This window comes from Microbispora triticiradicis, from assembly GCF_005864065.1.
Classification (GTDB): domain Bacteria; phylum Actinomycetota; class Actinomycetes; order Streptosporangiales; family Streptosporangiaceae; genus Microbispora; species Microbispora triticiradicis.
Map to the genome: position 1 here is coordinate 175,325 of NZ_VANP01000015.1, position 19,573 is coordinate 194,897.

Consider the following 19,573-nt stretch of genomic DNA (forward strand, 5'->3'; position numbering starts at 1 on the left):
CGATGACAGGCACCGGTCGAGCCGGGCTGCGGCTGACCGCTCGGGGGGCGATCGTCATGCTCTTCGTGATCACCGTGGTGGGTCTCCTGCCGAAGCTGCCCGGGCCCGCGTTCGTGGCCGGCTGCCTCGCGGCCGTCCTGCTCGTACGGCCCCGCGACCTGCTGCCGCTGGTGGTGACGCCCCCGCTGGTCTTCTTCCTCGCGGCCCTACTCGTGGAGCTGCTGCGGTCGCTCGGGTCCGGTTCGATGCTCCCGACGTTCGGGCTCGGCATGTTCACCACGCTCTCGTCGGCCGCCCCGTGGCTGTTCGCCGGCTCGGCGCTGGCGCTGGGCGTCGCCTGGGTGCGCGGCCTGCCCGCCAACCTCAGGGAACTGCGTACGGGCGCCGTGCCCGAACCCGCCGGCGCGAGGGTCGGCGGCGCGGGACTCGGCGGCGCGAAGGTCGGCGGCGCGAAGGTCGGCGCGGCCCGCGCCGCCACGCCCGGCCGCACCCGCAGGGGCCGCGGCCAGGCCTTCGACCCCGAGCCCGAGGGCTACTTCGAACCCCGCGTGTACGGCAAGGCGGCCGACGAGTAGGCCGTTCGCACGGCCGGTCGTCCGTGCGGGACCTCAGGCAGGCGCGTCTATCCGGCGCGCAGGTCGCGGCGCAGTTCGTGGGGCAGGGCGAAACGCATGCTCTCCTGCACCGACTCGACCTCCTCGACGTCGGCGAAGCCTAGGCCGGCGAGCTTGGCGAGCACGCCCTGCACCAGCTCCTCCGGCACCGACGCGCCGCTGGTGAGGCCGACCGTGCGGACGCCCTCCAGCCACTCCTCCCGTACGAAGGAGGCGTCGTCGACGAGGTAGGAGGCGGCGGCGCCGTAGTCCTTGGCGACCTCGACCAGCCGCTTGGAGTTGGACGAGTTGGCCGAGCCGACGACGATGACCAGGTCGGACTCCGCGGCGATCTGCTTTACGGCCGTCTGACGGTTGGAGGTGGCGTAGCAGATGTCGTCGCTCGGCGGATCGATGAGGTTCGGGAAACGCGTACGCAGCCGGGCGACGGTCTCGGTGGTCTCGTCCACCGACAGGGTCGTCTGGGAGAGCCAGACCACCTTCTCCGGGTCACGGACGGTCACCTCGCCGACGCCGTCGAGGCCGTCGACGAGCTGGATGTACTCGGGGGCCTCACCGGCGGTGCCCTCGACCTCCTCGTGCCCCTCGTGCCCGATGAGCAGGATGTCGTAGTCCTTGGCCGCGAACCTCTTGGCCTCGTTGTGCACCTTCGTGACCAGCGGGCACGTGGCGTCGATGGTCTTCAGCCGGCGACCGGCGGCCTCCTCGTGGACGGCGGGAGCGACGCCGTGGGCGGAGAACACGACGATCGCGCCCTCGGGGACCTCCTCGGTCTCCTCCACGAAGACGGCGCCGCGCTCCTCCAGCGTCTTCACGACGTGGGTGTTGTGCACGATCTGCTTGCGTACGTAGATGGGCGCGCCGTACTGCTCCAGCGCCCGCTCCACCGCCTGCACCGCGCGGTCGACTCCCGCGCAGTAGCCGCGGGGCTTGGCGACCAGGACACGGCGGTTCGCTGAGGTCTGCACGTCCATGTTCCTATGCTATGTGGAACGCGAGCCGCCTCTTGACCCTGGTCTTGCGAGACTGGGCGTATCTATACACATCTCCCCGGGAGCCGAAATGTCCTTCCTTAGGGCTATAACAAAACCTCTACGCGACGCGATGGAGAGCCGGGAGCGGCTGCGGGATCTGCCCGTGCTCATGCTCCAGACCGCTCTGAACGGCGTCGGTCAGGCGCTGCTCATCGGCGACAAGGTCAGGTCGCGGATCGTGCGCCTCGTCGTCGGCGAGGAGGAGCGTTCCGAGAAGACCGAGGCCCCGGACACCGCCACCCGCGACGAGGAGACCTCGGCGGAACCGGCCGCGCGCAGGGAGCCCGTCATCTTCGCGCCCCGCCCGAGCAAGGCGGAGCGGGACGGCGAGAAGACGGCCGCGAGCGCCCCGGCTCCCGCTGCCACTTCCCCCACTGCCACTCCTGCGCCCGCTCCGGCCGAGACGGAAGCGGTACCGGCCCCCGAGGCGAAGGTCCACGAGTCCCTCGGCACACCCAAGCCCGAGACGGCGCCCGAGGCCGTGACACCAGAGGCCCCGGCCACCGAGACGACCACCGCCGAGATCGCGCAGGTCACGGAGGCTCCGCAGCCCGCAGAGGTCACGGAGGCCGAGAAGGCCGTCCAGACGACGGAGCCCGCGGAGACCACGCAGGACACCGAGGCCGCCACCGAGGCCCCCGCCACCGAGGCCCCCACCACCGAGGGCCCCACCACCGAGACCGCAGCGGAGACGGCGACGGCTGAGGCGCCGGGCGGAGAGACGGCCGAGGCCGCCGCGCCCAAGCCCGCCAGGACCCGCAGGAAGACCGCCGCGAAGACCCCGCAGAGCGCCGCCGAAGAGGCAGCCGCGACCCCGGAGGCCGCGCCCGCCACCCAGCCCGCCGCCGCCGAGGCCGCGCCCGCCGCTCAGCCGGCCGCCGACACCGCAGCCGAGGCCGCGCCGGTGGCTCCTGCGAAGAAGCCGCGCACCCGCCGCAAGCCCGCCGCGGCGGCCACCACCGAGGCCCCCACCACCGAGGCCCCCACCACCGGCACCGCCGCAGAGACGGCCGAGGCGCCGGGTGGAGCGACGGCTGAGGCCGCCGCGCCCAAGCCCGCCAGAACCCGCAGGAAGACCACCGCGAAGACCCCGCAGAGCGCCGCCGAAGAGGCAGCCGCGACCCCGGAGGCCGCGCCCGCCGCCCAGCCCGCCGCTCAGCCGGCCGCTCAGCCGGCCGCTCAGCCCACCGCCGCCGAGACCGGCACCGAACCCGCCGCCGCGGAGACCGCCGTGAGCGAGCAGGCCGTGAGCGAGGGCGGGGGTGAGCAGGCGGAGCCGATGCCGGGTTACGCCAACCTCACCATCGCGTCGCTGCGGTCGAGGCTGCGCGGCAAGTCGGCCGAGCAGGTGCACGCGCTCCTCGACTACGAGAAGGCGCACACGAACCGTCCCGAGGTGGTCCGCATGTTCCAGAACCGGCTGTCGAAGCTCCAGTCCGAGTCCTGACACCGGCCGCCTCCGGAGCACCGGCGGCGCCTGAGTGCCGATCGTGTCCTGAGCACCGGCGAGGTCCGGCCCGGCCCCGCCGGGCCGCGGGATCGTCGGGACGCGGGATTGTCGGGCGCTGCGGCTAGCCTGCAGGTGCTGCACGGCGAGCGTACGGTGAGCGATGACCGTGGGCGAAGACCGTAAGCGATGACCGTGGGCGATGGTCACCGGGCCCGGGCGAGGAGGACTGGTTGAGCGCGAAGACGTCTCCGGAGGCGCCCCTGCCGATCAGGTCGGTGCTGCAGATGGTCGCCCAGTGGATCGGCAAGCTGGGCACCGTCTGGGTCGAAGGGCAGATCACCGAGCTGACGGCTCGTGGCGGCACCGTCTTCCTGACCCTGCGCGACCCGGTGGCGAACGTCTCGGCGCGGGTCACCTGCGCCCGGGGCGTCTACGAGGCCAGTGTGCCGCGCCCGGTGGACGGCGCACGTGTGGTGGTGCACGTCAAGCCGGACTTCTGGGTCAACAGAGGATCGTTCGCCTTCACCGCCCTGGAGATCCGCCCGGTGGGGATCGGCGAGCTGCTGGCCCGGCTGGAACGGCTGCGGCAGGTGCTGGCGGGCGAGGGCCTGTTCAACGTGGACCGGAAGAGACGGCTGCCGTTCCTGCCGGGGACGGTCGGGCTCGTCTGCGGGCGCGACTCCGCCGCCGAGCGTGACGTGCTGGAGAACGCCCGCCGCCGCTGGCCCGCCGTCCGGTTCCGGGTGGAGCAGGTCGCCGTGCAAGGGCCGTACGCGGTGGGCGAGGTGACCGAGGCGCTGCGCAGGCTGGACGCCGACCCCGAGGTCGACGTGATCGTCATCGCCAGGGGCGGCGGCTCCCTGGAGGACCTGCTGCCCTTCTCGGACGAGTCGCTGGTGCGGGCCGTGGCGGCCTGCCGTACCCCCGTGGTGAGCGCGATCGGCCACGAGCAGGACAGCCCGTTGCTGGATCTCGTGGCCGACGTGCGCGCCTCGACTCCGACGGACGCGGCGAAGAAGGTCGTGCCCGACGTGGGCGAGCAGCTCACCCTGGTCCACCAGCTGAGGGACCGGGGCCGCCGGGTGCTGCGCGGCTGGGTCGAGCGGGAGCTGTCCTGGCTGGAGTCCGTACGCTCGCGGCCGTCGCTCGCCGATCCGGTTCGGGAGCTCGACCGGCGGGCCGAGCAGGTCGACGCGCTGCGCGAACGGTCCCGGCGGTGTCTTTCCGCGTCCCTGGACCGCTCGGCCGACTCGCTCGAACACCTCAGGGCCCGGCTCGTGACGCTCTCCCCCGCCGCGACCCTGGAACGCGGCTACGCCATCGCGCAGCGCCCGTCGGGTGAGGTCGTCCGCCTGGCGGCCGACGTCAAGCCGGGAGACGAGCTCACCGTCCGCTTCTCCGACGACCGCGTCACGGTGACCGCCGACCCCGACGCCCCGTCCGCCTGACAGCCCGCCCCTGACCGTCCTTCCGGTGTCAGAGGGCGAGCCGGACGCCGTACGCGTCGAGCCAGGCGTTCACCTGGAGCAGCCCTTCGAGGGCCGTACGGGAGCCCTGGAGGCTGACGGCGCCCACCGGCTGGTCGAGGATGCTCTGCACCTTGCCGGTGTCGAGCAGGCAGCCGATGGCCGGCTCTCCGCCCAGCAGGTCGGCCACGGCGGCGCGCAGCGCGTGCTCGTACGCCGGGTCCTGGGTGGAGGGGTAGGGCACCTTGCGCCGTTCGACCACCGAGCGGGGCAGCACGTCGGCCGTCGCGGCGCGCAGCAGGCTCTTCTCGTGGCCGTCGAAGGTCTTCATGGCCCAGGGGGCGTTGAAGACGTACTCGACCAGGCGGTGGTCGCAGAACGGCACGCGGACCTCCAGCCCCACGGCCATGCTCATGCGGTCCTTGCGGTCCAGCAGGATCTGCACGAAGCGGGTCAGGTGCAGGTAGCTGATCTCCCGCATCCGCCTCTGCAGCCCGGTCTCCCCCGGCACCCGCGGCACCTCGGCCAGCGCCCGCTGGTAGCTGTCGGCGCGGTAGGCCGGGACGTCGAGCTTGCTCAGCAGTTCCTCGTTCAGGAACTCGCCCCTGGTGGTCAGGCCGGTCTGGTTCTGTGTGGCGAGCCACGGGAAGGTGTGCGCGCCGACCGCCGCGGGGTCGTGGAACCACCGGTATCCGCCGAACACCTCGTCGGCGGACTCCCCGGACAGCGCGACCGTCGAGCGCTCCCTGATCGCCTTGAAGAGCAGGTAGAGCGAGGTGTCCATGTCGCCGATGCCGAGCGGGACGTCCCTCGCGCGCAGTACGGCCGCGCGCACGGCCGGGTCCATGAGGTCGGCCGAGTCCAGCACGATGTCCGTGTGGTCGGCGCCCACGTGCCGCACCACGTCGTGCACGTACGGCGTGTCGGGGGTGTCGCGCATGTCGTCGGGCTGGAAGTTCTCGGTGTAGCCGCTGAAGTCGACCGAGAACGACCGCACCGTGCCCCGGCCGCGCAGCGCGCGGGCCGCGAGGGCGGTGACCGCGCTGGAGTCGAGGCCGCCGGACAGCAGCGTGCACAGCGGCACGTCGGAGATGAGCTGCCGCGCGACGATGTCGTCGAGCAGTTCGCGGATGGTCCGGATGGTCGTCGGCAGGTCGTCGGTGTGCTCGCGGGCCTCAAGCTCCCAGTAACGGCGCTTGCTCAGCCCCTCGCGGCGCACCTTGACCACCTGGCCGGGCCGTACCTCGTGCATGCCGCGGAAGACCGCGCTCTCCGGGGTCTTCACGAAGGCGAGGATCTCCCGCAGTCCGTCGGCGTCGACGACCCGCTCGGCGAGCGGGTTGGCCAGGATCGCCTTCGGCTCCGAGCCGAACAGCACCCCGTCGGACGTCGGGTAGTAGTACAGCGGCTTGATGCCCATGCGGTCGCGCACGAGCAGCAGTTCCTCGCGCCGGGTGTCCCAGATCGCGAAGGCGTACATGCCGTTGAGCCGGGAGACGAAGTCGTCGCCCCATTCGAGGTACGCCCGCAGGACGACCTCGGTGTCGCTCCTGGTCCGGAAGGTGTGGCCGAGCCGTAGGAGCTCGTCGCGCAGCTCCTGGAAGTTGTAGACCTCGCCGCTGTAGGTGAGAGCGGCCAGGACCTCGCCGCCGGCTTCGGCGGTCATCGGCTGGCGGCCGCCCTCGATGTCGATGATGGCGAGCCGCCGGTGGCCGAACGCGACGTGCGGGGCGAGCCAGGCCCCCTCGGCGTCCGGCCCCCGGCACGCCATCGTGTCCGTCATCGCCTGGACGGTCTGCCGCTCCTCCCGGAGATCGCGTCCGTAGTCCACCCAGCCACTGATTCCGCACATGGAGATGACCCCCCGGTTCATCACTCCCGCAGATGGTTAGTACACCTAAGCAACGGCCCAATCAGGACTTTTATGCCCAAATCAGGCATCGCTATGAGGCCGCGAAGTGTCGGTCCCGGCCTCTAAGGTGGAGGGCGTGAGCGAGGACAGGCAGACTCCCCCGCAGGACGGACCGGCTTCCGCGCAGGACGGGCAGACCCCGTCGTACGAGCAGGCCCGCGAGCAGCTGACCGACGTGGTGCGGCGGCTGGAGAACGGCGGGCTCACGCTGGAGCAGTCGATCGAGCTGTGGGAGCGCGGCGAGAGGCTGGCCGCCGTCTGCGAGGAGTGGCTCCAGGGCGCGCGCGCCAAGCTGGCCGCCGCGATGGCCCAGCGGCAGGAGCCCCAGCCGAACGGACCTGAGGACGCCCCCTTCTGACACCGGGCGGGGGCGGTGACCCACCGGCCGTCCCGACCGGCGGACGTGGTGGCAGCGTCATCTGACGCCGGGCGAGGGCTGCGGCCACCGGCCGTCCCGACCGGCGGAGGTGGTGACGGCGTCAGCGGTCGCGGCACCGGGCGTGCCAGAGGGCGGCGAGCCGCCGGCCGGGACGCCTCCGGCCGAGGTCCGCGGTCAGCCGGACGCGGGCGTCGGCGAGGGCTGCGGGGTGAGCGTGCGGACGAGGGCGCTCAGTTCCTCCCAGCCGGCCGTCCCCGTGACGACCACCGCGTGATCGGGGAGAACGCAGACCAGCGACCGCTGGTTCTTGTCCGGCCGCACCCGCTCCTCCCAGGTCACACCGTCGATCTGGCGGCTCCCGCCGGGCTTGTCGGTGTTGGTCATGCGGTTGACGAACCCCGCGACCGGGCGTTCGTCGCTCTGGGCGACCATGGCGTGCTCCCGCTCACCGGTCGCGAATCCCAGCCGCCACGTCACGACGCCGCCGTCCTGGGTCAGCCGGGAGCTGTTGGGCACCCAGTTCGCCGGGACCTGCCTCGGCGCCACGACCTCGTACGGCGCCGCGCGGACCGCGTTGGCCTGGTCGATGCCGTACTGCACCCGCGGGATGTGCTCGGTGCGGCTCTGCGGCGTGACGAGCAGGAACAACCCGACGCCGGCGAGGCAGACGAGGAGCGCGAACGCGTAACCGAAGAAGCCCTGCGTGAATCGTCCCACGTCACGCCAGATTAGCCACCGGGGTGGCCGCCGGCCGTACCGGCGGTCAGGGTTGCCGGATATTGCCAATGATGCGAAGAGCGTCCTCGGCCATCCGCCGGGCCGCCGCGGGATCGTCGGACAACGTCACCTCCTGCACGACCGCCGCGAGGGCGCCGGTGACGACCAGGACCAGCGCGTCCTCGTGCTCGAACAGGGCGGCGGTGCGCCTGGCCCACTGCCGGAGCCGCTCCCGCATGACGACCTCGAACCCGGGCGGCGCGTCGCCCCGCAGGAAGAGCGCGGCGAGGTCGCGCTCGGCGAGGCAGCCCTCCAGGTAGGCGCGGGCGGCGGCGAGGAACTGGGGCATCGGGCCGGTCTCCCCCGCCGCCCTCGCCTCCTGCACGGCCTGCCGGGTGCGCTGGGCCTGGCGCTTCTGGAACTCCTCGAACAGCGTGAGATAGAGGTCGGCCTTGCCGGAGAAGTGGTGATAGAGACTGCCGACGCTGGCGCCGGCCCGGGCGACGACATCGGTCACGCCGGCCTCCGCGAAGCCGCGGGTGACGAAGGTCTCCTTGGCGGCGTCCAGGAGCGCGACCCTCGTGGCCGCCCCGCGGTCCGACGTCCGCGTCGCGAGTGGCCGCTCGGCCGGCCGTACGGGGGGTTGCCCAATGTCGCCGCTCATGCGGCGACGATATCCCCGACCCGTCCTCTCCCGTGGCGCGCGCCCGCGAATCCCGTGGCACGCGCCTGGAACGCCTCCGACCTGGCCCGACAGGTTCAGACCAATCGGACAGAAGCCCCCTTCGCGCATTACGATCGCCCATAGCGGAGCTTGCGACGTGAGGGGATCAATGGCTGATCACGTACCGGCGGCACTGGCTGCGGGAGAACGCGCACCCGACCGCAACCTGGCTCTTGAGCTGGTCAGGGTGACGGAGGCGGCGGCGATGGCCGCGGCCCGCTGGGTGGGGCGCGGGGACAAGAACGGCGCGGACGGCGCCGCCGTCAACGCCATGCGCCAGCTGATCAACACGGTCTCGATGAAGGGCTCCGTGGTGATCGGCGAGGGCGAGAAGGACAACGCCCCGATGCTGTACAACGGCGAGCGGGTCGGCGACGGGACCGGGCCCGAGTGCGACGTGGCCGTGGACCCTATCGACGGCACCCGGCTGTGCGCGCTCGGCATGAACAACGCGATCTCCGTGATCGCGTTGAGCGAGCGCGGCTCGATGTACGACCCCTCTGCGGTGTTCTACATGGAGAAGCTCGTCACCGGCCCGCAGGCGGCGGGGCAGGTGAACATCGACGCTCCGGTGGCCGACAACATCCGGGCCGTGGCGCGGGCCAAGGGCGCCAAGCCGTCCGACGTGACCGTGGTGATCCTGGACCGGCCCCGGCACGAGCGCATCGTCAAGGAGATCCGGGAGACCGGGGCCCGGATCCGCTTCATCACCGACGGCGACGTGGCCGGCGCGATCATGGCCGCCCGCACCGGCACGGGCGTCGACCTCATGCTCGGCATCGGCGGCACCCCGGAGGGCATCGTCGCCGCCTGCGCGCTCAAGTGCATGGGCGGGGTGATCCAGGGCAAGCTGTGGCCGCGCGACGACGCCGAGCGCCTCCGGGCCCTCGACGCCGGGCTCGACCCGGACCAGGTGCTCACCACCGACGACCTCGTACGCTCCGACGACGTGTTCTTCGCCGCCACGGGCATCACCGACGGCGAACTGATGCACGGCGTGCGGTTCCAGGGCGGCGCGGCGGTGACGCACTCCCTCGTGATGCGGGGCCGCTCGGGGACGATCCGCAAGATCGAGAGCGAGCACCAGCTCTGGAAGCTCGGCGCCTACAGCGCGATCAACTTCGACACGGCCGTCTAGCGGGCCCGGCGGGGCTCACCGCCCGAACAGGCGGCGGCGGGGGCGCTTCGGCGAGCGGGCGACGACCTTGCCGCCGAAGACGAACCCGGCCAGCTCGATCACGGGCGCGTCCGGGGCGTGATCGGTCGCGCCCGCCGGGAGCCGCACCTCGTTGCGGAAGGACCGCACGCGGGCGGTGGGCGCGGTCACGATCCGCACGCCCTCGGGGACGAGCAGCGTGACCGTGCCGGCCATGACGGCAAGCTGGACCACCACGTGCCGCGACTGGAGGAGCGCCTCGCACAGGTCCATCGAGACCGTGCCGCCCAGCGACGTCACCGGGATCTGCGAGGGCACCACCCACCGGCCGCCGCGCGTCTCCGTACGGAAGAAGGCGGTGACGGGACGGTTGTCCATGCGGAACGGCTGGCTCTCCGGCGGCAGCAGGTCGACGGTCAGCTCGGCCAGCTCGCCGAGGGTGCGGGCGGCCCAGACGCGCTCCACCCGTTCCTCGTGCTCCAGCGGGGTCAGGCGCCCGTCGATGACGGCGTCCGTCAGCACCGTGACGACCCGCTCCCGGTCGGCGTCCGACGCGCGCATCAGCCCGGGATCGGGCGTCGCGGGGCTGCCCGGGGTGCCGGGAGCGCGCGACGCGAGGAAGGTGGAGATCCACTTCGCGGCTGAGGACTCGCTGCTCACATCTTCGAGGGTATGCGGTCCGCGGCACGCCTCACAGTCTCCGCGGCCACGCGGCTCCGGTCGCGCCGCGGACCGGACCATTGACCGGGCGCGGCGCTGCTCCTACGCTGGCGAAAACCTGAACTCTCCTCATGTTCCTGGAGGCCTGGGATGTTGGTGGAGGCCCCGATGTCCGTGAGGGTCGCGATGCCCGTGAGGGTCGCCGTCCGCGGGACTCGCCGCCGTCGCGAGCGCCGCCTGTGGAGGCACGGCTGGGAGCACAGTGCCCAGCACGCTTGGGAACACGGCGCCCAGCACGCTTGGGAACACGGCGCCCAGCACGCTTGGGAACACGGTGCGCAGCACGGTAGGGAACACGGTGCCCACGCCTCGTGACCGGCGGGCGCGGCTCGCCGCCTTCGCCGTGTTCGCCGTCCAGGGCCTCACCTTCGCCACCCTGCTCACCCAGGTGGCCACGCTGCAGCGCAAGCACGGTCTCACCGACGGCGAGCTGTCCATCCTGCTCCTGGTCGTGCCGGTGATCGCGGGCGCCGGGAGCGTGCTCGCGGGCACCGCCGCCTCCCGGTACGGCAGCCGCCTGGTGCTGCGCCTGGCGCAGCCGCTCGCCTGCGCGGCCGTGGTGCTCGCCGGGCTCGCGCCGAACGTCCCCATGCTCGTCGTGGCGAACGTCCTGTTCGGCCTGGGGCTCGGCGGGGTGGACGCGGGCATGAACATGCAGGGTGTGGCGGTCGAGCGGGAGTACGGCCGGGCGGTGCTCACGGGCTTCCACGCGCTGTGGAGCGCGGCGGCGGTCGCCGGCGCGTTGTGGGCGTCGGCGGCGGCCGGGATCGGCCTCGGGCTGCCCGCCACCTTCGCGATCGCCCTCGTCCCGGCCGTCGCCGTCGCGCTGGTCGCCTCGGCGTGGCTCTATCTCCCGGGTGAGGAGCACCGCCACCGGACCGGAACCCCAGCGGAGACGCCGGGGCAGGCGACGGTCAAGGCGGGGGTGGCGTGGCGTCCCATCATCCCCCTCTGCCTCGCGATGGCGTTCCTCTACGTCGGCGACTCGTCGATCTCCAACTTCGGCTCCGTCTTCATGGACAGGGTCGTGCACGCCTCGACGCCCGTGATCCCGCTGGCTCTCGGGGCGTACCAGCTCACGACGTTCCTCGTCCGCGTCGGGGGCGATCTCGCGGTGCGCAGGTTCGGCCCCGCGGCGATCGTGCGCGCGGGCGGCGCAGTGGCCACGCTGGGCTTCTTCGCGATCGTGGCGGCTCCGTCGGCGCCCGCGGCCATCGCGGGCTTCGCCCTCACCGGGATCGGCCTGTCGGTGGTGGCCCCGCAGTCGTTCAGCGCGGCCGGCCGCCTCGACCCGGCGGGCACGGGCGTGGCCATCGCCCGGGTCAACATGTTCAACTACGTGGGGTTCATCGTCGGCGCCGCCCTGGTGGGCGGCATCGCCGACGCCTCCGGCTACCAGGTCGCCTTCGCCGCGCCGCTCGTGCTGGCCGCCGCGATCATCCTGCTCGCCCGGGGCTTCCAGCCGCGTACGGCCGGGAGCGCCGCCACCACGGCCCCTATCGCGTCCTGACCTCCTCGGCCATCGCGCGTACGGCCTCCCTGACGCGGTGGACGGGCAGGCGGGCGAACCCGATCACGAGCCCCACCGGCCGCCCTTCCGCGGTCCCGAGGGCCGGGGTCGCGACCTCGGCCGACAGGCCGGCCGCCCGGGCCGCCGCAGCCAGGGCGGACGCGTCCGGCACCATGTCCGTCCCTGCGTCCGGCACCGTGTCCGGCACGGCGTCCGGCACAGCGTAGAGGTGCAGCCCGGCCGAGATGCCGCGTACGGCGAGCCGGGGCAGGTGCTCGGCGAGCGCGCCGACGAGCGCGTCCCTGCGCCGCCGGTACTCCCGGCGCATCCGGCGCAGGTGCCGGTCGTACGCACCGCTCGCGATCAGGTGGGCGAGCGCGTACTGCTCAATAACCGGGGAACCGAGGTCGAACTCCTCACGCGCGAGCCGTACGGCGCGGGCGAGGCCCGGCGGCGCGGCGATCCAGCCGAGCCGCAGCCCCGGCGCGAGGGCCTTGCTCACGCTGCCCGCGAGCACGACCCGGCCGGGCGCGAGGCCCTGCAGGCACCCGACGGGATCGCGGTCGAAGCGGAACTCGGCGTCGTAGTCGTCCTCCAGCACCAGGGCGCCGGTGCGGGCGGCCCAGTCGGCCAGGGCGGCGCGGCGGCGCGGGGACAGCACGACACCGGTGGGGTACTGGTGCGCGGGGGTCACCAGCACGGCGTCGGCCCCGGCCGGGAGGTCCTCGACGACGATCCCCTCCCCGTCGACGGGCACCGGGACGAGCCGCGCCCCGGTCCGGCGGAGCAGCGGAAGCTGCCGCGCGCTCGTCGGGTCCTCGACGGCCAGGACGGCGCCGCGGCCCCGCTCGCGCGCCAGGGCGTGCAGGACGAGGCTGAGCCCCTGGGCCATCCCGGTGAGGATCACGACGTCCTCCGGCGTCACGTCGGCCGCCCGAACCCGGCCCAGGTACGCGGCGAGCTCGCGGCGCAGGGCGGGCACGCCGCCGGGATCGCTGTAGTCGAGCGCGTCGTTCGGCAGTGTGGCGAGGACGTGGCGGACGGCCGCGAGCCAGGCCTGCCGGGGGAAGGCGCCGAGGTCCGGCGACGTGGGCCGGTGCCCGTAGTGGGGCCGGCCCTCCCCCTCGCGCCCGGCCGGCTCCTCGGCCGCGTGCCGCCCGGCCCCCGTCGCGACACGGGTCCCGGCGCCGGTGCGGCTTTCGAGCACCCCCTCGGCCACGAGCTGCTCGTACGCCTCCACGACGACGCCGCGCGACAGGCCGAGGTCGCGGGCGAGGTCACGGGTGGCCGGCAGGCGGGCACCCGGGCCGAGCCGCCCGGAGCGCACCGCGTCCCGCACCTCGCGGGCGATCTGCGCGGCGAGCCCGCCCGCGCTCCGGTCGACCACCAGGTGAAGATCGCCCATTGGACCACCATAACGCCGTCCGATTGGACCGGTGGCGGAGACCAACCGCTTCCTAGGATCGGCAGACGTGAACACCTACACGACTGGGGCCGCGGGGGCGATGTTCCTCGTGGGGACGCTGGCCGCGGTATCCGGCGCGATCGAGGACTATCCGGTCTACGGCGGCCAGGCGATCCGCTACGCCCTCGCCGCCGTGGTGCTGCTCGCCGCCGCCCGCGCACGCGGCCTCGGACCCGTACGGCTCCGGCCGCGTCAGTGGGGGCTGCTCGCCGCGTTGTCGCTGACCGGGCTGGTGCTGTTCAACGTGTGCGTCGTCGAGGCGGCCCGGGCGTCCGGCCCCGCGCTGCCCGGCATCGTCCTCGGCACCGTGCCGCTGGCGCTGGCCCTCGTGGGCCCGATGGCCACCGGCGGGCGGCCGTCGCCGCGCGTCGTCGCGGCGGGTCTGGTGGTGGTCGCCGGCGCCTCCGTGGCGACGGGCGCGGGCAGCGGGAACCTGCCCGGCCTGCTGTGGTCGCTCGGAGCGCTCGCCTGCGAGCTGTGCTTCTCGCTGCTGGCCCTGCCGTTGCTGCCGCTGATCGGACCCGTCCGGCTGTCGGCCTGGTCGGCCCTGCTCGCGGTGCCACTCCTGCTGGCCGCCGGGCTGGCCCTGGACGGCCGGAACGTGCTGCGGACACCCACCCCCGCCGAGGCGGCGGCCCTCGCCTACCTCGCCCTCGTCGTCACGTGCGTGGCGTTCTTCCTGTGGTACCGCTCGCTGCCCCGCCTGGGGCCCGGCCGGGCCGGGCTGTTCGCCGGGATGGTCCCCATCGGGGCGATCTCCACGGCCGCCCTACTAGGGACCGCCGTCCCCACCCCGGCCGACCTCGCCGGAACGGCCCTCGTGGTCAGCGGGATCGCTCTCGGGCTCCGTTCACCCCGGCCCCGGCGTCCGGCGCCGGAGGCCGCGAACCGTCCTGTGAGCCGTCGCGTGACCGGTCGCGCGACTGCCGTGCCGCACCGGACGGAACCCACCAGGTGATGTCGCCCTCCTTGACCTGCCGCAGCACGAGCGCGAGCAGCGACAGGGCCAGGGCCACGAGGATGCCGATCGCGAATATGATCATTACGATGACCTCGCCATTCATGGCCCCTCCTCTCGTACTGTCTCGATTATCCCGCTTTGTGCGCATATCGTCTGGTTGAATTTATTCAAAACCTACTCATGCCCCAGGCATAATGACCATTGTTCATTCGCCGTACGCTGTGCAGGGACATGGACGGCCCGCGCGCGGCGGGCGCGCCCGACGAGGCAGACCACGAGGACCGAGGACGATGCCGGAGTTCGACTACACCGACCTGCTCCCGCTGGGACCCGACGAGACGGAGTACCGCCTGATCACCCGCGAGGGGGTGCGGGTCACCGAGGCGGCCGGGCGCAGGTTCCTGGAGGTCGAGCCGGAGGCCCTGCGGCTGCTCACCGAGACCGCGATCCACGACATCTCGCACTATCTGCGCGCGTCCCACCTGGCCCAGCTCCGCAAGATCGTCGACGACCCGGAGTCCAGCGGCAACGACCGCTTCGTCGCCCTCGACCTGCTCAAGAACGCGAGCATCTCGGCCGGCGGCGTGCTGCCGATGTGCCAGGACACCGGCACCGCGATCGTCATGGGCAAGCGCGGCCGCCACGTGCTGACCGACGGCCGCGACGCCGAGCACCTCAGCCGCGGCGTGTACGACGCGTACACCCGGCTCAACCTGCGTTACTCGCAGATGGCCCCGCTGACGATGTGGGACGAGAAGAACACCGGCTCCAACCTGCCGGCCCAGATCGAGCTCTACGCCGAGGACCCGAACGGCCACCCGGACGAGTACAAGTTCCTGTTCATGGCCAAGGGCGGCGGCTCGGCCAACAAGTCGTTCCTCTACCAGGAGACGAAGGCGGTGCTCAACGAGAAGCGGATGCTCGCCTTCCTGGAGGAGAAGATCCGCTCGCTCGGCACCGCCGCCTGCCCGCCGTACCATCTGGCGATCGTCGTGGGCGGCACCAGCGCCGAGTACGCGCTGAAGACGGCGAAGTACGCCTCGGCCCGCTATCTGGACTCCATCCCCACCGAGGGCTCGGCGAGCGGCCACGGCTTCCGCGACCTGGAGATGGAGAAGAAGGTCTTCGAGCTGACCCAGAAGCTGGGCATCGGCGCGCAGTTCGGCGGCAAGTACTTCTGCCACGACGTGCGGGTGATCCGGCTGCCCCGGCACGGTGCGTCCTGCCCGGTCGCGATCGCGGTGAGCTGCAGCGCGGACCGGCAGGCACTGGCGAAGATCACGCCGGAGGGCGTGTTCCTCGAACAGCTGGAGACCGACCCCGCCAGGTTCCTCCCGGACACCACCGACGAGCACCTCGGCGGTGACGTGGTGAGCATCGACCTGAACCGCCCGATGCCGGAGATCCTCGCCGAACTGAGCAGATATCCGGTGAAGACGCGGCTGTCGCTCACCGGGCCGCTCGTGGTCGCCCGCGACATCGCGCACGCGAAGATCGCCGAGCGGCTCGACGCCGGTGAGGACATGCCGCAGTACATGAAGGACCACGCCGTCTACTACGCCGGCCCGGCCAAGACGCCCGAGGGCTACGCGTCCGGCTCCTTCGGCCCCACGACGGCGGGCCGGATGGACTCGTACGTCGAGCGCTTCCAGGCGGCGGGCGGCTCGATGGTGATGCTGGCCAAGGGCAACCGGTCGAAGCAGGTCACCGAGGCGTGCCAGAAATACGGCGGTTTCTACCTCGGCTCCATCGGCGGCCCGGCGGCCCGGCTGGCTCAGGACTGCATCAAGAAGGTCGAAGTCCTGGAATATCCGGAGCTGGGGATGGAGGCGGTCTGGAAGATCGAGGTCGTCGACTTCCCTGCCTTCATCGTCGTCGACGACAAGGGCGACGACTTCTTCACCGACACCACCGGGCCCGTCCTTACCATCGGCCGCCGCTGACCCTGCGGGGACGTTGTCAGGATCTTTGACAGAAGATCTCAACAATTTCCCGGCATGGTCTCTACAGGTCGCATGGCACAAATCGGTAAGCTGCCACCCATGCGTGCGCCCTCCGGATACCTGCTAGCCGCGCGCTATCGGCTTATCGAGCCGGTCGGGCGCGGCGGGATGGGCACTGTGTGGCGGGCGCGTGACGAACTGCTCGACCGCGAGGTGGCGGTCAAGGAGGTGCGGCTTCCGCTGGTCCTCGACGAGGAACTGCGGGCGGAGCTGTGCGCGCGCACCGAACGCGAGGGCCGGGCGACCGCCATGGTCGCCCACCCCTCGGTCATCACGGTCTTCGACGTCATCACCGAGGACGACCGGCCGTGGATCGTGATGGAACTGCTCCGGGCGCGGTCGCTGGAGGAGCTCATCCGCCAGGAGGGCCCGCTGCCGCCGCGCCGGGTCGCCGACATCGGGCGGCAGGTCCTCGGCGCGCTGCGGGCCGTGCACGCCAAAGGCATCCTGCACCGCGACGTGAAGCCCAGCAACGTGCTGGTCACCGACGACGACCGGGCGGTGCTGACCGACTTCGGGCTGGCCGCCCTGGAGGGCGACGCCTCCATCACCCAGGCGGGGATCGTGCTCGGCTCCGCCGGATACATCTCCCCCGAACGCGTCCTCGGTGACCGGGCGAGCCCGGCCGCCGACCTGTGGTCGCTCGGCGCGACCCTCTACACCGCCGTCGAGGGGCGCGGACTGCACGGCCGCCGTACGGCGGCGGCGGCGCTCGCGGCGCTGACCAGCGGGGCGCCCATCCCGATGGAGAAGGCGGGCCCGCTCGCCCCGGTCCTGCGGGGACTGCTGCAGATCGACCCGGCGGCCAGGATCGACGGCGTCCGCGCGGCGCACGTCCTGTCCAGGGTCGCGGCCGGAGGCGTGGTCGACGATCCGCTCGCCTCTCCCTTCCGCGGCGGACGTCCCTCGCCGCCGCCCACCGCGCCCGCTCCCCCCAGCAGCCGCAAGCCGCCGCACCGCAACCCGCCCCGGGGTCAGCACCGAGGTCAGCACCGGGCCGAGTCGCGACCGGCCCCCAAGGTGGCCCCGCGCGACCGCGACTCCGGGCCGCACCGGCAGTCGGGGCCGTACGGCCAGCCGTACCAGGCGGGCGGGCCGTACGATCCGTCCGGCTCCTACAGGGTGTACGGGCCGAGCGGGCCGCTCGGGCCGTCCTTCCCGTCCGGCGGCCAGTACGGGCAGACCGATCCCTACGGACAGACCGGGCCGTACGGACAGACCGGGCCCTATGGGCACAGCGGCCAGTTCCGGCACAGTGGGCCGCACACCCTGTACGGGCAGTCCGGACGGCACCTCGCCTATCCGCGCGACCTGGGAGGCGACGTCGCCGCCGTGCCGTCCCAGCGGCGGCGGCCGAGCGAGGGGCTGCACCGCAAGCCGCCGGAGCCCGCTTTCCAGCAGGTCGTGCGCATCCCCATGATGCGGCACGTGGCGAAGATGATCAAGATTCTGCTACCGCGCCGGTACTGGCCGAGGATTTTTATCAAGTAACAGGAAAGCGCGTTTCAAGGCTTAATCGCTATCTTTCTTCTCATGCCGGAACAGCATGGGCGGATGCTCGCTGATCGCTACGAGCTGCGCGTCCGCATCGGTCGGGGAACCATGGGCACGGTCTGGCGAGCGTACGACCGTTCGCTGGACCGGGAAATCGCGGTCAAGGAGATCCGCCAGGACCCGGCACTCAGCCCCCGGCAACGCCAGGAGCTGCGCGAACGCATGCTGCGTGAGGGCCGTATGGCGGCCCGCGTCAGTCATCCCTCCGTCGCCACGATCCACGACGTCATCCTCGCCGACGGCATCCCGTGGATCGTCATGGAGCTGGTCGAGGGCCGGTCGCTGGAGCAGGTGATCGACGAGGAGGGGCCGCTGCCGCCACGCCTGGTGGCGGAGATCGGCTGTGACCTCCTGAGCGCGCTGCGCGCCGCGCACGCGCAGCGCATCCTGCACCGGGACGTCAAACCGGCGAACGTCCTGCTGACCGAGACGGGCAGGGTCGTCCTGACCGACTTCGGCATCGCCAAGGCCCTGGGCGACACCGCCCTCACACAGACGGGCATGGTCATCGGCTCCCCGGGTTACACCGCCCCAGAGCGGGCCCGGGGCGATCACACCGGCCCGGAGTCGGACCTGTGGTCGCTCGGCGCGACGCTGTACTTCGCCGTCGAGGGGCGACCGGCGTACGAACGCGCCACGGTGGGCGAGACCCTCGCGGCGCTGATGACCGAGAGCGCCGACCCGCCCGCGCAGGCCGGGCCGCTGCGCCCGGTGCTGGAGGGGCTGCTGGAGAAGGACCACAGGGCGCGCCTCACGCCCGAACGCGCGGCCGCGATGCTGCGGATGATCGCCGACACGCCGACGGGCGCCTCACCCGCGCCCGCTCCGGCTCCCCCCGCGCGTCCGGCCGGGACGGCGGACGTCCAGGCGGACGGCAGCACGGACGGCAGCGCGGACGGCAGCGCGGACGGCGGGGCGAACGGCAGGGCGGATCAGCAGGCCCGGCCCGAAGAGATCGAGATGATCGCCCCGTCCCCCGCCGCCGGGTCTCCCGACACTGTCCCGTCAGGCGCGACTCCGGGCGGCATGGCTCCGTACGGCGCGGGTCCGGGCAGCGCAGCTCCAGGCGGCGTGGCTCCGGGCGACGGCGAGGAGGACGTGAACCGCACCATGGTCGTGCCCCGCCCGACGGGCGTGCCCAGGGTCCCTCCTGCCCCGCCGCGACCCGAACCCGGTCCCGATCCCGTGGGCAGGCACGACACCACCGTTCCCGGCAGGCTGCCGGGGACGCCGGACCGGGGGCCGGCGGCGGCCCCGCCCTTCTCCTCTGCCCCCGATCACGCCGCCGCGAGCAACGCCGCCATGGGCGGCGCGGGGCAGCACGGCGCGGGGCAGCACGGCGCGGGGCAGCACGGCGCGGGGAGCCTTCCCCTGCCCGCCGCGCAGCCTCCGGCTCCTCCCGGTCCACACTCCGGTCCACAACAGTCCGGTCCACAACACTCCGGCCCGCCTTTCGGCCCGTATCCCTCGGCGCATCCCGGGAGTCCCGGGGGGCCGCTGGAGGGTGCCGGGGGTCATGGTGCTCCGGTGGACGGCGTACCCGGGTCGAGCAGCCTGGGCACGGACCTGTTCGCGATGCGCGGCCCCTCCGGCCCGGACGCCGGTACGCGGGTGCGGGTGCTGGTGACGATGGGAGTCGTGCTCGCCGGGCTCGTGGTGCTGATCCTGCTGGCGGTCGTGCTCATCGCGAAATGAGACGTCTCCGGGAAAAGACGTCTCCGTGAAAAAAGACGGCGGCCGCGGTGGGGACACCGCGGCCGCCGCCTGGGGGTGAGACGTCACTCGGAGGAGAAGGCGGCGTCGAAGGCCGCGTCGGGTGGGGTGATGGCGTTGAGTGCGCGGATGTAGGCGAGGGACTCGGGTGCGCCGTGCAGCCGGTCCATGCCCGCGTCCTCCCACTCGATGGAG

At 72.8% G+C, this 19,573-nt stretch carries 16 protein-coding genes and 1 pseudogene; 10 read left to right on the plus strand and 7 right to left on the minus strand.

The genetic code is table 11. The features are described from left to right. Positions 1-2: 2 nt before the first annotated feature. On the plus strand, positions 3-575 hold the full coding sequence (locus FED44_RS29850) for a DUF6542 domain-containing protein (RefSeq protein ID WP_138462777.1): 573 nt from the start codon (positions 3-5) through the stop codon (positions 573-575). 47 nt (positions 576-622) lie between these two features. Here the strand turns inward: FED44_RS29850 and FED44_RS29855 are convergent, their stop codons facing one another. Then, entirely contained in the window at positions 623-1,588 is a 966-nt protein-coding gene (locus tag FED44_RS29855) for a 4-hydroxy-3-methylbut-2-enyl diphosphate reductase (RefSeq protein WP_138462778.1), read from the minus strand. Between the two features lie 130 nt (positions 1,589-1,718). Between FED44_RS29855 and FED44_RS29860 the strand changes: the two genes are divergently transcribed. Further along, positions 1,719-3,095, plus strand: a complete 1,377-nt coding sequence (locus FED44_RS29860; RefSeq protein WP_138462779.1) for a DUF8129 domain-containing protein — start codon at positions 1,719-1,721, stop codon at positions 3,093-3,095. Between the two features lie 233 nt (positions 3,096-3,328). Then, positions 3,329-4,546, plus strand: coding sequence for an exodeoxyribonuclease VII large subunit (gene xseA / locus FED44_RS29865; protein WP_138462780.1), 1,218 nt, complete (start codon positions 3,329-3,331; stop codon positions 4,544-4,546). A gap of 28 nt (positions 4,547-4,574) precedes the next feature. On the opposite strand, the gene asnB is transcribed toward xseA, so the two are convergent. Then, on the minus strand, positions 4,575-6,416 hold the full coding sequence (gene asnB, locus FED44_RS29870; RefSeq protein WP_138462781.1) for an asparagine synthase (glutamine-hydrolyzing): 1,842 nt from the start codon (positions 6,414-6,416) through the stop codon (positions 4,575-4,577). A 136-nt stretch (positions 6,417-6,552) separates the two neighbouring features. Here asnB and FED44_RS29875 point away from each other — a divergent pair, with 136 nt between their 5' ends. Continuing rightward, a complete protein-coding gene (locus FED44_RS29875; protein WP_117408373.1) occupies positions 6,553-6,834 on the plus strand; it encodes an exodeoxyribonuclease VII small subunit in 282 nt (93 codons plus the stop codon). Between the two features lie 195 nt (positions 6,835-7,029). Here FED44_RS29875 and FED44_RS29880 read toward each other — a convergent pair whose 3' ends face one another. Then, positions 7,030-7,572, minus strand: coding sequence for a DUF4245 domain-containing protein (locus FED44_RS29880; protein ID WP_138462782.1), 543 nt, complete (start codon positions 7,570-7,572; stop codon positions 7,030-7,032). Positions 7,573-7,618: 46 nt separating this feature from the next. Next, entirely contained in the window at positions 7,619-8,236 is a 618-nt protein-coding gene (locus tag FED44_RS29885; protein WP_138462783.1) for a TetR/AcrR family transcriptional regulator, read from the minus strand. Positions 8,237-8,405: 169 nt separating this feature from the next. Between FED44_RS29885 and glpX the strand changes: the two genes are divergently transcribed. Continuing rightward, a complete protein-coding gene (glpX, locus tag FED44_RS29890; RefSeq protein ID WP_117408364.1) occupies positions 8,406-9,434 on the plus strand; it encodes a class II fructose-bisphosphatase in 1,029 nt (342 codons plus the stop codon). A gap of 15 nt (positions 9,435-9,449) precedes the next feature. Here the strand turns inward: glpX and FED44_RS29895 are convergent, their stop codons facing one another. Further along, positions 9,450-10,112 (minus strand): DUF1707 SHOCT-like domain-containing protein, encoded by a 663-nt coding sequence (locus tag FED44_RS29895; protein WP_244302378.1) that lies wholly within the window; start codon positions 10,110-10,112, stop codon positions 9,450-9,452. A gap of 358 nt (positions 10,113-10,470) precedes the next feature. On the opposite strand from FED44_RS29895, the gene FED44_RS29900 reads away from it, so the two are divergent. Further along, entirely contained in the window at positions 10,471-11,682 is a 1,212-nt protein-coding gene (locus tag FED44_RS29900) for an MFS transporter (RefSeq protein ID WP_138462784.1), read from the plus strand. Here the strand turns inward: FED44_RS29900 and pdxR are convergent. After that, positions 11,669-13,087, minus strand: a complete 1,419-nt coding sequence (gene pdxR / locus FED44_RS29905; protein WP_138462785.1) for a MocR-like pyridoxine biosynthesis transcription factor PdxR — start codon at positions 13,085-13,087, stop codon at positions 11,669-11,671. The two genes, FED44_RS29900 and pdxR, sit on opposite strands and share 14 nt — an antisense overlap. A gap of 67 nt (positions 13,088-13,154) precedes the next feature. Here pdxR and FED44_RS29910 point away from each other — a divergent pair, with 67 nt between their 5' ends. The 4 genes from FED44_RS29910 to FED44_RS29925 all read left to right on the plus strand — a co-directional run bounded on the left by FED44_RS29910 (position 13,155) and on the right by FED44_RS29925 (position 19,360). Further along, positions 13,155-14,105 (plus strand): DMT family transporter, encoded by a 951-nt coding sequence (locus FED44_RS29910; RefSeq protein ID WP_244302380.1) that lies wholly within the window; start codon positions 13,155-13,157, stop codon positions 14,103-14,105. 293 nt (positions 14,106-14,398) lie between these two features. After that, positions 14,399-16,051 carry a fumarate hydratase gene (locus FED44_RS29915; RefSeq protein WP_117408369.1) on the plus strand — a complete coding sequence of 551 codons (1,653 nt, stop codon included), beginning with the start codon at positions 14,399-14,401 and terminating at the stop codon, positions 16,049-16,051. 99 nt (positions 16,052-16,150) lie between these two features. Beyond that, positions 16,151-17,602, plus strand: a complete 1,452-nt coding sequence (locus FED44_RS29920) for a serine/threonine-protein kinase (protein WP_138462786.1) — start codon at positions 16,151-16,153, stop codon at positions 17,600-17,602. Between the two features lie 42 nt (positions 17,603-17,644). Next, positions 17,645-19,360 (plus strand): serine/threonine-protein kinase, encoded by a 1,716-nt coding sequence (locus FED44_RS29925; RefSeq protein WP_138462787.1) that lies wholly within the window; start codon positions 17,645-17,647, stop codon positions 19,358-19,360. 83 nt (positions 19,361-19,443) lie between these two features. On the opposite strand, the pseudogene FED44_RS29930 reads toward FED44_RS29925, so the two are convergent. After that, positions 19,444-19,573 (minus strand): annotated as a pseudogene (locus FED44_RS29930) (sugar phosphate isomerase/epimerase); the annotation flags it as partial.